This is a genomic window from Kosakonia sp. LAM2021 (genome assembly GCF_016620385.1).
Classification (GTDB): Bacteria; Pseudomonadota; Gammaproteobacteria; order Enterobacterales; family Enterobacteriaceae; genus Kosakonia; species Kosakonia sacchari.
In genome coordinates this window covers 139,027-152,287 of the sequence record NZ_JAENHT010000006.1, presented here as the reverse complement: position 1 = coordinate 152,287, position 13,261 = coordinate 139,027, and the positions used below count along the sequence as shown (strand labels likewise).

Genomic DNA, 13,261 nt, shown 5'->3' with positions numbered 1-13,261 from the left:
GTCGGCTTATGTGTTCGACGGCAGGAAAGATAACTTGTCATACAACTTGAAAAGGTGAGTGCCATCACAAAAGCGTTTTTCTTTGTGTGGTCTTTAATTTTGCCGGGATAAGCCAGAAACGGCGCGGGTTAGCGGGATATTCAGGCGTTTAGATTGTCAGTTTTTGTCTGCTTTTATTGATCCAACTCACGAAAATATCTTCGGTCTATGGAAATTGGTGTGATAACTTTGTCAGCATTAAAGGTAAGCATCAGACGCACTCGTTTAGAGGAAGACGATAATGACCCCGTTTATGACCGAAGATTTTCTGTTAGATACCGAATTTGCTCGCCGTCTGTACCACGACTACGCAAAAGACCAGCCGATTTTTGACTACCATTGCCACTTGCCGCCGCAACAGATCGCTGATAACTACCGCTTTAAAAACTTGTATGACATCTGGTTAAAAGGTGATCACTACAAATGGCGCGCCATGCGCACCAACGGCGTTCCTGAGCGCCTGTGTACCGGTGACGCTTCCGATCGTGAGAAGTTTGACGCCTGGGCGGCGACCGTGCCGCACACCATTGGTAACCCGTTATACCACTGGACGCATCTGGAACTGCGTCGTCCATTTGGTATTACAGGTAAGGTGCTGTCGCCGTCTACCGCCGACGAAATCTGGAACCGGGGCAATGAACTGCTGGCGCAGGATAAATTCTCCGCGCGCGGCATCATGCAACAGATGAACGTGAAAATGGTCGGCACCACCGACGATCCGATTGACTCGCTGGAACACCACGCCTCGATCGCCAAAGATGGCACCTTCCACATCAAAGTGCTGCCGAGCTGGCGCCCGGATAAAGCGTTTAACATTGAACAAGCCACCTTCAACGATTACATGGCGAAGCTGGGCGAAGTTTCTGATACCGACATCCGTCGTTTTGCCGATCTGCAAACGGCGTTGAGCAAACGCCTGGATCACTTCGCAGCGCACGGCTGTAAAGTTTCTGACCATGCGCTGGACGTGGTGCTGTTCGCTGAAGCCAGCGAAGCCGAACTGGATAGCATCCTGGCGCGTCGCCTGGCGGGTGAAACGCTCGGTGAGAAAGACGTGGCGCAGTTTAAAACAGCGGTACTGGTATGGCTGGGTGCGGAATACGCCCGTCGCGGTTGGGTGCAGCAGTACCACATCGGCGCGCTGCGTAACAACAACCTGCGTCAGTTCAAACTGCTGGGGCCAGACGTTGGTTTCGACTCCATCAACGACCGTCCGCTGGCGGAAGAGCTCTCCAAACTGCTGAGCAAGCAGAATGAAGAGAACCTGCTGCCGAAAACCATTCTGTACTGCCTGAACCCGCGTGATAACGAAGTGCTGGGCACCATGGTCGGCAACTTCCAGGGCGAAGGTATGCCAGGCAAAATGCAGTTCGGTTCCGGCTGGTGGTTTAACGACCAGAAAGATGGCATGGAACGTCAGATGACGCAGCTGGCGCAACTGGGTCTGCTGAGCCGCTTTGTTGGCATGCTGACCGACAGCCGCAGCTTCCTGTCTTACACCCGCCATGAATATTTCCGTCGCATCCTGTGCCAGATGATTGGCCGCTGGGTCGAAGCGGGCGAAGCCCCGGCGGATATTCAGCTGCTGGGTGAAATGGTGAAAAACATCTGCTTTAACAATGCGCGTGATTACTTCGCGATTGAACTGAACTAAGGCCGTTTGAGGTTGATATGCAATACATCAAGATCCATTCGCTGGATAACGTTGCGGTAGCACTGGCGGATCTCGCTGAAGGCGCGGAAGTCGTTATCGACAACCAGACCGTTCGGCTGCGCCAGGCGGTGGTTCGCGGGCACAAGTTTGCTCTGCAACCCATCGCCAAAGGTGAAAATGTTGTCAAGTATGGTCTGCCTATTGGTCATGCGACAGCAGATATCGCGTCGGGCGAGTACATCCATTCCCATAATGCCCGTACCAATCTGAGCGATGTGGACGAGTATAGCTATCAACCTGATTTTCAGGCGGAAGGCGCACAGGCGGCGGATCGTGACATTCAGATCTACCGCCGCGCGAATGGCGAAGTGGGGATCCGCAACGAGTTGTGGATCCTGCCGACGGTCGGCTGTGTGAACGGCATTGCCCGTCAGATCCAGAGCCGTTTCCTGAAAGAGACGCAAGACGCCGAAGATATCGACGGCGTTTACCTGTTCAGCCACACCTACGGTTGTTCCCAACTGGGTGACGACCACATTAACACCCGCACCATGCTGCAAAACATGGTGCGTCACCCGAACGCAGGCGCGGTGCTGGTGATTGGTCTGGGCTGTGAAAACAACCAGGTCGACGCCTTCCGTCAGACGCTCGGTGAATTCGATCCGGAACGCGTCCACTTTATGGTCTGCCAACACCAGGATGACGAGGTGGAAGCCGGTCTTGAGCATTTGCATGAGCTGTATCAGGCGATGCGCAACGACAAGCGTGAACCGGGCAAACTGAGCGAGCTGAAATTCGGCCTCGAGTGCGGCGGCTCTGATGGTCTTTCCGGTATTACCGCCAACCCGATGCTGGGCCGTTTCTCGGACTACGTAATCGGCAACGGTGGCACCACCGTGCTGACCGAAGTACCGGAGATGTTCGGCGCGGAACGTATCCTGATGAGCCACTGCCGCGACGAAAGTACCTTTGAAAAGACCGTGACCATGGTCAACGACTTCAAACAGTACTTTATCGCGCATAATCAGCCGATTTACGAAAACCCATCGCCGGGTAACAAAGCGGGCGGGATCACCACGCTGGAAGAGAAATCACTGGGCTGCACGCAAAAAGCGGGTGCCAGCCAGGTGGTGGACGTGCTGCGTTACGGTGAGCGCCTCAAAACTCACGGTCTGAACCTGCTGAGCGCACCGGGTAACGATGCGGTTGCCACCAGCGCGCTGGCCGGGGCGGGCTGCCATATGGTGCTGTTCAGTACCGGTCGCGGTACGCCTTACGGTGGTTTTGTGCCGACGGTGAAAATCGCCACCAACAGCGAACTGGCGGCGAAGAAGAAACACTGGATCGACTATGATGCCGGTCAGCTGATTCACGGCAAAGCGATGCCGCAACTGCTGAGCGAATTCGTGGATGTGATCGTCGATATCGCTAACGGCAAAAAGACCTGCAACGAGAAAAACGATTTCCGCGAACTGGCTATCTTCAAAAGCGGTGTAACGCTTTAATTTACCTTTATCTTTCGCGCCATGTCTGTGTTGGCTACGCTCATTCACCCCGATCACTTACTTGTGTAAGCTTCCGGGGCTTCGTGAGCTTGCCGCCTTGCCCTGGCGCGAAATCTTTTGGTAAATGCCTCCTGGCAGGCATTAAGTGATGTGTCGCTTTATCCCAAATCCTACAAGGAATTTCCATGACCACGTATTGGCTTGCCCAGGGCGTTGGTGTGATTGCCTTTCTGATTGGTATTACAACCTTTATCAACCGTGATGAACGGCGTTTCAAAAAACAACTCTCGGTCTACAGCGCCATTATCGGCGTGCACTTCTTTCTGATGGGCGCATTTCCTGCAGGCTCCAGCGCCATGCTTAACGCCATCCGCACCCTGATTACTCTGCGTACCCGTAGCCTGTGGGTCATGGCGCTGTTTATTGTGCTTACCGGTGGGTTGGGGCTGGCGAAATTTCACCATCCGATGGAGTTGCTGCCGGTTGCCGGGACGATCGTCAGCACCTGGGCGCTGTTTCGTTTTAAAGGCTTGCCGATGCGCTGCGTAATTTGGTGCTCAACCGGCTGCTGGGTGATCCACAATATCTGGCTCGGATCGATTGGCGGTTCGCTGATCGAAGGCAGCTTTCTGGTGATGAATGGCCTGAACATTATTCGCTTCTGGCGGATGCAAAAACGCGGCATCGACCCGTTTAAAGTCGAAACCGCGCAGCAAGAGAAACCGGCTGCCCAGTGAAGGCAGCCAAAAAGATTAGTTACGCAGGGCGTTATTCACCAGGCGCGTATCTTCCGCCTGGCACACCGCTGCGGTAAACAGCACATCGGTGGAGGAGTTGAGCGCGGTTTCGCAGGAATCCTGCAATACGCCGATAATAAAGCCGACCGCTACCACCTGCATCGCCACATCGTTGGAAATACCAAACATGTTACAGGCCAGCGGGATCAGCAGCAGAGAACCGCCCGCCACGCCGGACGCGCCACAGGCACAGAGCGACGCCACGACGCTCAGCAGCAGCGCCGTTGGCACATCAACCGTAATGCCCAGCGTATGTACTGCAGCCAGCGCCAGCACGGTAATGGTGATTGCCGCGCCCGCCATGTTAATAGTGGCACCCAGCGGGATAGAAACCGAATAGGTATCGCGATCGAGATTCAGCTTCTCGCACAGCGCCATGTTCACGGGAATATTCGCCGCTGAACTGCGGGTGAAAAAGGCGGTGACGCCGCTTTCACGCAGGCAGGTAAAGACCAGCGGGAAAGGGTTGCGGCGGATCTTCCAGTACACCAGCAGCGGGTTAACCACCAGCGCGACAAACGCCATACAGCCTACCAGCACCACCAGTAGTTGCGCGTAGCCTAACAGTGCGCCAAAACCGGATGTCGCAAGGGTAGAAGAGACGAGGCCAAAAATGCCAATCGGCGCGAAGCGGATAACGATCCGCACCATAAAGGTGACGGCGCTTGCCATATCCTGCACCAGATTTTTAGTGCTCTCATTACTGTGGCGCAGCGCAAAGCCCAGTCCAACAGCCCACACCAGAATGCCGATATAGTTAGCGTTCATGATCGCCGTCACCGGGTTGGCGATCATGCTGGTCAGTAAACCGCGTAGCACTTCCACAATGCCGGATGGTGGTGTGACATCATTCGCTCCTGGCACAAGCTGCAGCATGGAAGGGAAGAGAAAGCTGGCCAGCACGGCGGTCAGCGCGGCAGTGAACGTACCTAACAGGTACAACACCAGCACCGGGCGCAAACGCGTCTTTTGTCCTTGTTGATGACCAGCGATAGAGGCCATCACCAGCATCAGCACCAGTACCGGTGCTACCGCTTTTAACGCGCTAACGAAAAGCGTGCCCAGAATGCCGGTCGCAATAGCGGCGGGCGTCGAAATCCACGCCAGTAAAATACCCAGAATTAAACCAATAAGAATCTGTTTCACCAGGCTGCCATCAATCAAGCGTTGCAGTAAGCCGGTGGAGCGGTGCGTTGTCATGCCATGTTCCTTTCGTGTTGTGGAGTTGCATCCCGCATGCCTTTTTGGGTGACATTTGTCAGGATGTAACTTTTGTTTGCAGAAAGCAGTATATGGACTCTGCGGCAACAAGAAAGGGGAGAAGAAGAACTTTTCCAGCCAGGCGCGGCTTTTTGATTTTTTGTGTTAACGTTTTGTGATAAAGGCGACAAGGCTGATGAAATGACCGCTCCGCGCACTGGCAGAGCGGCCGTTTACGGCTTACGCCCTATTTTTCCTGTCGTTCTGGTGGTTAACCCACGCGTTGAGCAGCATGGTCAGCACGAAGATCCCGCCCACCACGCCAAGCGAGATGGCGATGGGAATATGGAAGAAGTCGACAATCAGCATTTTAATGCCGATAAACACCAGAATGACCGACAAGCCATATTTCAACATCGAGAAGCGTTCCGCCACGCCCGCCAGCAGGAAATACATCGCACGCAGGCCCAGAATCGCAAACAGGTTTGAAGTCAGCACGATAAACGGATCGGTGGTCACGGCAAAAATCGCCGGGATGCTATCGACCGCGAAAATCACATCGCTCAGCTCAACCAGAATCAGCACCAGCAGCAACGGTGTGGCGAACAGCAGACCATTTTTGCGCACGAAAAAGTGCTCATTTTCGATGGTGTCGGTCATGCGTAGATGGCTGCGCAGCCAGCGCACCAGCGGTTTATCGCCAATTCCCGTTTCGTCTTCTTTTGCCAGCGCCATTTTCACGCCGGTAAACAGCAGGAACGCGCCAAAAACATACAGCAGCCACGAGAACTGGGTGATGAGCCAGCTGCCAGCGAAAATCATAATCGTGCGCAGCACAATCGCGCCGAGCACGCCGTAAACCAGCACCCGGCGCTGCAACGCGGCAGGTACGGAGAAGTAGCTAAACAGCATCAGCCAGACGAAGACGTTATCAACCGCCAGCGCTTTTTCAATCAGATAACCGGTGAGGAACGCCAGCGCCTGAGTGTCGGCAACGGCGCGTCCTTCGGTTTGCGTGAGATACCACCAGAAGGCGGCGTTGAACAGCAGGGAGAGACTGACCCAAACCACAGACCAGGCGGCCGCCTGCTTCATGGTCATCGTATGGACGCCGCGACGCCCCTGAAGCAGAAGGTCGATGGCCAGCATAATCACGACCACAATCGCGAAGCCGCCCCATAACATCGGTGTGCCGACAGTATTCATTGCGTGAATCCTTACCTGAAAACAAAAACGGCTAACGTCGGAAGAGGTTAGCCGTTTGCTTTAGGTGCAATGGATCCTCGCCTTCCGGCAAGGTCTCACTTACGTCTGTGAAGACGCCCGGCGACCGGATGCATATACGCATCGTAATGACGATCCACCGACAATGAAGTTACTCCCCTTTGCAGGTAACAAAATATGTCAGCACATTGATTCCGTCAATGTGAAGCCAGGTATGCTTTACGAACTTTTACGCCGGAAGCTGTTCGCCGATGTCATCCGCCGGGAAAACGACGCCAATCTGGCGGCGAATTTCCGTTTGCAGTTTGGCCGTAACCCGGCTGACATCCAGCCCCGGGTGATTGACTTCGTTCTCTTCCACCAGGCGGGCAAAAGTTTCCGCTTCATACAGCATGGTATTGATGTGCTGCGGCTGGGTCAGTTCTTGCGCTTTGCCGCCGCGCGGCACGAACGAGATTTTCTGGCATTCGGAGATTTTCTCGATCACCAGCGATCCCGCCTCGCCCTGAATTTCGCTCGGCAGCACGGAATCACTCACTTTCGAGTGTTGCAGCGTGACGCTGAAATCACCGTAATCCATCACCACTACGCCGTGGGCATCCACGCCGCTTTCCAGCAGGCTGGCGGTGGCCTGAACGCTGTGCGGCTCGCCCCACAGCGCCACGGCGGACGCCAGGCAGTAGAAGCCAATGTCCATAATCGAACCGTTAGAAAACGCCGGATTAAAGGTATTCGGGTTTTCTCCGTCCAGGTAGCGCTGGTAGCGCGACGAATACTGGCAGTAGTTGATAAAGGCTTTACGTAGCTTGCCCGCTTTGGCCAGCGTTTGTTTCAGCAAGATAAAATTCGGCAGGCTGGCGGTTTTGAACGCTTCAAACAGCACCACCTGATTTTCCCGGGCGCAGGCGATGGCCGCTTCCACTTCACGCAGGTTGGAGGCCAGCGGTTTTTCGCAGATCACATGCTTTTTGTGACGCAGGAAAAGCTGCGTCTGCGGGAAGTGCAGGGAGTTCGGGCTGGCAATATAAACCGCGTCTATCGCATCGCTTTGCGCCATATCTTCAAGCGAGGTAAACAGATGCTCGACCGGGTAGTCGTTGGCGAACGTTTGCGCCTGTTCAAGGCTGCGGGAAAAAACGGCGGTGAGTTTATATTTGCCCGTTTCATGGGCGGCATCGACAAACTGGCGGGTGATCCAGTTCGTACCTATGACAGCGAAACGTATCATACAGGCGCTAATTCTCCGTAAGGGGGTCTTTGATCACTCTAGCACGACGAGATGACAAAACCAGTGCACTGCCCCGCACAAGCACAAAAGGTGATGGCGAAAACCTCACCTGTTACGATCCAGCGTGAGATGCGTCAGCCACAACCGTGTATCAAACTCGAGCTGGTGGTACTGCGGCTCCATATAGCAGCACAACTGGTAGAACGCTTTGTTGTGATCTTTCTCTTTCAGATGCGCAAGCTCGTGAACCACGATCATCCGCAAGAAGGCTTCTGGCGCATCGCGAAACACCGTGGCGACGCGGATTTCCGCTTTGGCTTTTAACTTGCCACCCTGCACACGCGAGACCGCCGTATGCAAACCGAGTGCGTTGTTTAACACATGGATTTTGCTGTCATACATCACCTTATTCACTGGCGCGGCGTTACGCAGATACCGGTTTTTCAGCTCTTGCGTATAGTGATAAAGCGCTTTGTCGGTGGTGATGTCGTGGCTTTCCGGGTAGCGCTTTTTCAGCACCTCGCCCAGCCGGTTCTGTTCAATCAGGGCGGTAACCTGCGTGAGCAGGGTTTCAGGGTAGCCCTGAAGGTAGGTCAGCTTGTGCATGGCGAAATGTGTTTACATCTCCGGATAATTAAGCGATAAAACGCGCGAATTTTAGCATTGCGGAGGGGCGATGAGCCAGGTTGAGTTAAACGGACAATCATTCACTTTAGACAGATTCCCTGTCGGCGTGGAAGAGGCGTCGCTACAGGCGTGGGACGCGGCGGACGAGTATCTGCTGCAACAGGTGAATGAGGTCGATGGCCCGGTTCTTATTTTTAACGACAGCTTCGGCGCGCTGGCATGTGCGCTGGTGTCGCATCGCCCGGTTTCCGTCAACGACTCCTATATAGCAGAGCTGGCGACGCAGCATAACTTGCGCATTAACGATCTGGACGAAACCGCCGTCACGCTGCAAGACAGCCTGAGCCCGCTGCCCGCAAACCCGGCGTTAGTGCTTATCAAAGTGCCAAAACAACTGGCGCTGCTGGAGCAGCAACTGCGCGCGCTGCGCAACGTGGTGACGCCGCAAACGCGGATTATCGCCGGGGCGAAAGCGCGCGATGTCCACAACTCGACGATAGCGCTGTTTGAAAAAATCCTCGGGCCGACAACTACCACGCTGGCATGGAAAAAAGCGCGGCTCATCAACTGCACGTTTAGCGCACCTGCGCTTGAGGAGAATTCGATGCTCGCCAGCTGGAAGCTGGACGGCACGAACTGGACTATCCATAACCATGCCAATGTCTTTTCCCGCAGCGGGCTGGATATTGGCGCGCGATTTTTCCTGCAACATCTGCCGGAAAACGTCGAAGGAGAGATGGTTGATCTGGGCTGTGGCAACGGCGTGATTGGTTTAAAACTGCTGGCGCAAAACCCGAACAGCCGTGTGCTGTTCGCCGATGAGTCGGCGATGGCGGTGGCTTCCGCGCGGCTGAATGTGGAAGCGAACCTGCCGGAAGCGATTGAACGCAGCGAGTATATGATCAACAACTCGCTGTCCGGCGTGGAGCCGGACAGGTTTGACGCAATAGTCTGCAACCCGCCGTTCCATCAGCAGAGCGCGATCACCGATCATATTGCCTGGCAGATGTTTAACGATGCGCGTTTCTGCCTGAAATATGGCGGTGAGCTGCGCATTGTTGGCAACCGCCACCTCGACTATTTCCGCAAGCTGAAACGCGTATTTGGCAACTGCGAAACCCTTGCCACTAACAACAAGTTCGTGGTGCTGAAAGCAGTGAAAGTGCGTAAAAAACGTTAACGGAAATGTGGCCCGCTCGGCGGGCCACTTTGTTTAAATCGTCAGCGCCAGTTTTGTCCCTTGCGCAATTGCCCGGCGGGCATCCAGCTCCAGCGCCACATCGCAGCCACCGATTAAATGCACTGTTTTACCCGCTTCGCGCAGCGGTTCCGCCAGCTCGCGTTTCGGCTCCTGGCCTGCGCAGATCACCACATGATCAACCGCTAAGAGTTGAGGTTCGCCGTCGATCAACAGGTGCAAACCGGCATCGTCGATCTTTTGATAACTTACCGACGGGATCATTTTTACCCCGCGCGACAATAACGTGGCGCGGTGGATCCAGCCGGTGGTTTTCCCCAGACCTTCACCAGGTTTGCTGGCTTTACGCTGCAACATCACAATGCGGCGCGGGCTTTTCGGCAACTGTGGTCCTTCCGGGCGCAGACCGCCCACTTCATTCAGGCTGGTATCAATTCCCCATTCCACACAAAACTCGGCGATATTCTGGCTGGTTGGCTCGCCCGGCTGGCTTAAATACATCGCGGCATCAAAGCCGATCCCGCCGCAGCCAATAATGGCCACACTTTCGCCCACCGGCGCTTTATCGCGCAGTACATCGAGATAGTTCAGCACTTTTGGATGGTCGATCCCGTCGATCGGCGGCATTCGCGGTTCAATGCCGCTGGCAAGGATTACCTCGTCAAACTCCAGCAGCCTGGCCGGATCGACGCGTTGATTCAGGCATAACGTTACACCGGTCAGATCGATCATCCGGCGGTAGTATCGCAGCGTTTCGTAGAACTCCTCTTTACCGGGGATCTGTTTGGCGACATTAAACTGCCCGCCGATCTCCGCCTGGGCGTCGAACAGCGTCACGTTGTGCCCGCGTGCGGCGGCATTAATGGCGAACGCCAGCCCGGCGGGACCTGCGCCGACCACCGCCAGGTTTTTCTTTTGCACAGCCGGAAGCACCGGCATCAGCGTTTCATGGCAGGCGCGGGGGTTAACAAGGCAGGAGGTGACCTTACCGGCGAAGATCTGATCCAGGCAGGCCTGGTTACAACCGATGCAGGTATTGATCTCATCCGCGCGGCCACTTTGTGCTTTCGATACAAACTCGGCATCGGCCAGAAACGGGCGCGCCATCGATACCATATCGGCATCACCACGCGCGAGGATCTCATCCGCGATCTGCGGATCGTTAATGCGGTTGGTGGTGATAAGCGGCACCTTCACTTTGCCTTTCAGCTTGCGCGTCACCCAACTGAATGCGCCGCGCGGCACCGGCGTGGCTATGGTCGGGATACGCGCTTCGTGCCAGCCAATACCGGTGTTAATCAGCGTCGCGCCTGCGGTTTCTACCGCCTGCGCCAGCGCGATAGTTTCCTCCAGCGTGCCGCCGCCTTCGACGAGATCCAGCATCGACAGGCGATAGATAATAATAAAGTTGCTTCCCACACGCTCGCGCACGGCACGCACCACTTCCAGAGCAAAGCGCATGCGCCGGGCATAATCGCCGCCCCATTCATCTTCACGGTGATTGGTACGTGCGGCGAGAAATTCGTTAATCAGATAGCCCTCAGAACCCATCACTTCAACGCCGTCATAACCGGCCTGCTGCGCCAGCGCAGCGCAGCGAGCGAAATCATCAACTAGCGTGAGAATTTCATCATGGCTCAATGCATGCGGCGTAAAGCGGTTGATCGGCGCCTGTAACGCCGATGGCGCGACCAGCTGCGGTTGATAGCTGTAGCGCCCGGTGTGCAGGATTTGCAGGGCGATCTTGCCGCCTTCCTGATGCACCGCTTCGGTGATTTGCTGGTGATGGGGAAGCTGGCTGGCATCGTGCAGCACCGCGCCGCCTTCCATGGTGACGCCGGAAAGCGCAGGCGCAACGCCGCCAGTGACAATCAGCCCGACACCGTGACGGGCGCGTTCGGCATAAAATGCCGCCAGCCGCTCTGCGCCGTCCGGGCGCTCCTCCAGCCCGGTGTGCATTGAACCCATCAACACACGGTTTTTTAGCGTGGTAAAGCCCAGATCGAGCGGGGCGAACAGCGACGGGTAGTGGCTCATGCTCTCTTCCAGTGTAAAATTATTGTTATGTGGTCGGATGAGTTCTACTTTAGCCGTCGCGGCAGAAAAGGGAAAAGGCGGAGCGAATGATTGTGATGGGATTCAAATATCCCTCTCCCGCACAGGAGAGGGAAAAGTGCTTCAGGCTCCGGTTGTCAGGCCGGGGGCCTGCCACAGGGATGTGGTTAAACCGCTGTCGACGAGGCCGAGCTGCTCGGCGTAGATTTTCTGCCACTTCAGCATCATGGTGTCGTACAGCTCGCGATGTTCCGGGTTTGGCGTAAATTCCCGGCTCCAGCGCACCAGCCGTTCGCCGGTGGTTGCCATATCGTCATACAACCCGGCACCCACACCTGCGGCGATAGCGCAGCCCAGCGCGGTGGCCTCTTTCACTTCCGGCACGCGTACCGGCAGGCCCGTCACATCGCTTAAAATCTGGCTCCACAGAGCGCCTTTCGCACCGCCACCGGCGAAGACCAGGCTGTCGAATTGTACACCGGAAAAGCGTGAAATCTGCGCCAGATTGCAGGCGGAAACGATGGCCGCATTCTCTTCCAGCGCGCGGAACAGCGTGGCTTTGTTGCATTTTTCCGGGTCGATGGAGAGGTTAATAAACGACGGTGCGGCGTGATACCACTGCTTGAAGTGCATGGCATCGGAGAAAATGGGCATCACGCCCCATGAACCGGCTGGAACCCGACCCGCCATCTCTTCCAGTAAGGTGTAGGCGTCAATGCCCATCCGCTCGGCAATCAATTTTTCTTCGGCGCAAAACGCGTCGCGGAACCAGCGCATGGTCAGGCCGGTGAAAAAGCTAATCGACTCCGCTTGTACCATGCCTGGAATGACATGCGGATTGACGCGGATATTCATTTCCGGGTCGGTGCGCACTTGCGGCAAGTTCACCACTTGCTGCCAGAACGTGCCGCCGAGCACGGCGGTTTGCCCGGCGCGAACCACGCCAAGCCCAAGGCTGCCGAGCTGCACATCACCGCCGCCCATCACCACCGGCGTGCCTTCCCGCAGTCCGCACTCTTGTGCTGCCTGGTGAGTCACTTCGCCCAACAGGCTGCCGGTCTCTTTCACCGGTGATAACAGATCCGGGCGTAACCCGGCCATATCCAGCAAGTCGGGGCGCCAGTCGCGGGTAAAGAGATCGAGCATACCGGTGGTGCCGGCATTGGAAGGATCCACCGCTAACCAGCCGGAGAGGCGCGAGGCCAGCCAGTCGCTGATCATGGTGATAGTGGCGGTATCGCGGTAAATATCAGGGCGGTGGTGCGCCAGCCACAACAGACGCGGCATGGCGCTGAGCGCCAGGGTCTGCCCGGAAACGCTGTAGACTTCAGCTTCAAACTGCCAGTCATGGATCTCTTTTAATTCGGCAACTTCATGGCTGGCGCGGGAATCCACGTTGGCGCATGCCCAGATGGCGTCGCCATTGTTGTTATACAGCACAATACCTTCGCGCATAGAGCAGCAGGCGACTGACTGGATATCCGCGCCGCTCAGACCGGCGTTTTTCAGCGCCTGGCGGATGCACTGGCAGGCAAGTTGCCAGTTGGTGTTGAGGTCGAACTCCATAGAGCCGGGGACGTTTTCCACGCTCAGGTGTTTCCACTCGGCCTGGCCGACGGCAATTTGTCGCCCGCTCAAGTCGAAGATCACTGCCCGAATGCTGCCAGTTCCTGCATCTAACGCTAAAAGGTAACTCATGGGTTTTGCCCCCTCGCAAGCATCATAGATAAAACT

The 13,261-nt window shown here is 55.9% G+C and carries 10 protein-coding genes; 4 read left to right on the top strand and 6 right to left on the bottom strand.

Annotated features, from left to right (window positions below):
• The first annotated feature begins 280 nt into the window (after positions 1 to 280).
• From uxaC to JKP81_RS14600, 3 genes are all read left to right on the top strand, one after another.
• Positions 281 to 1,693 carry a glucuronate isomerase gene (gene uxaC / locus JKP81_RS14610; RefSeq protein WP_200552315.1) on the top strand — a complete coding sequence of 471 codons (1,413 nt, stop codon included), beginning with the start codon at positions 281 to 283 and terminating at the stop codon, positions 1,691 to 1,693.
• Positions 1,694 to 1,710: 17 nt separating this feature from the next.
• Entirely contained in the window at positions 1,711 to 3,198 is a 1,488-nt protein-coding gene (locus JKP81_RS14605) for a UxaA family hydrolase (protein WP_200552314.1), read from the top strand.
• A 185-nt stretch (positions 3,199 to 3,383) separates the two neighbouring features.
• Complete coding sequence (locus JKP81_RS14600; protein ID WP_200552313.1) at positions 3,384 to 3,935, top strand: YgjV family protein; 552 nt, start codon at positions 3,384 to 3,386, stop codon at positions 3,933 to 3,935.
• A 15-nt stretch (positions 3,936 to 3,950) separates the two neighbouring features.
• On the opposite strand, the gene sstT is transcribed toward JKP81_RS14600, so the two are convergent.
• The 4 genes from sstT to JKP81_RS14580 all read right to left on the bottom strand — a co-directional run bounded on the left by sstT (position 3,951) and on the right by JKP81_RS14580 (position 8,253).
• A complete protein-coding gene (sstT, locus tag JKP81_RS14595) occupies positions 3,951 to 5,195 on the bottom strand; it encodes a serine/threonine transporter SstT (protein WP_200552312.1) in 1,245 nt (414 codons plus the stop codon).
• Between the two features lie 240 nt (positions 5,196 to 5,435).
• A complete protein-coding gene (locus JKP81_RS14590) occupies positions 5,436 to 6,401 on the bottom strand; it encodes a TerC family protein (protein WP_200552311.1) in 966 nt (321 codons plus the stop codon).
• Between the two features lie 247 nt (positions 6,402 to 6,648).
• Complete coding sequence (locus JKP81_RS14585) at positions 6,649 to 7,647, bottom strand: Gfo/Idh/MocA family protein (RefSeq protein WP_065369432.1); 999 nt, start codon at positions 7,645 to 7,647, stop codon at positions 6,649 to 6,651.
• Between the two features lie 105 nt (positions 7,648 to 7,752).
• Positions 7,753 to 8,253 carry a M48 family metallopeptidase gene (locus tag JKP81_RS14580; RefSeq protein ID WP_200552310.1) on the bottom strand — a complete coding sequence of 167 codons (501 nt, stop codon included), beginning with the start codon at positions 8,251 to 8,253 and terminating at the stop codon, positions 7,753 to 7,755.
• A 70-nt stretch (positions 8,254 to 8,323) separates the two neighbouring features.
• Between JKP81_RS14580 and rlmG the strand changes: the two genes are divergently transcribed.
• Positions 8,324 to 9,454 carry a 23S rRNA (guanine(1835)-N(2))-methyltransferase RlmG gene (gene rlmG, locus JKP81_RS14575; RefSeq protein ID WP_200552309.1) on the top strand — a complete coding sequence of 377 codons (1,131 nt, stop codon included), beginning with the start codon at positions 8,324 to 8,326 and terminating at the stop codon, positions 9,452 to 9,454.
• A gap of 33 nt (positions 9,455 to 9,487) precedes the next feature.
• On the opposite strand, the gene JKP81_RS14570 is transcribed toward rlmG, so the two are convergent.
• Both JKP81_RS14570 and lsrK read right to left on the bottom strand, forming a co-directional pair.
• On the bottom strand, positions 9,488 to 11,509 hold the full coding sequence (locus JKP81_RS14570) for an FAD-dependent oxidoreductase (RefSeq protein WP_200552308.1): 2,022 nt from the start codon (positions 11,507 to 11,509) through the stop codon (positions 9,488 to 9,490).
• 141 nt (positions 11,510 to 11,650) lie between these two features.
• Positions 11,651 to 13,225: an autoinducer-2 kinase gene (gene lsrK / locus JKP81_RS14565; RefSeq protein WP_200552307.1), complete on the bottom strand. Its 1,575-nt coding sequence runs from the start codon at positions 13,223 to 13,225 to the stop codon at positions 11,651 to 11,653.
• Positions 13,226 to 13,261 lie beyond the last annotated feature (36 nt).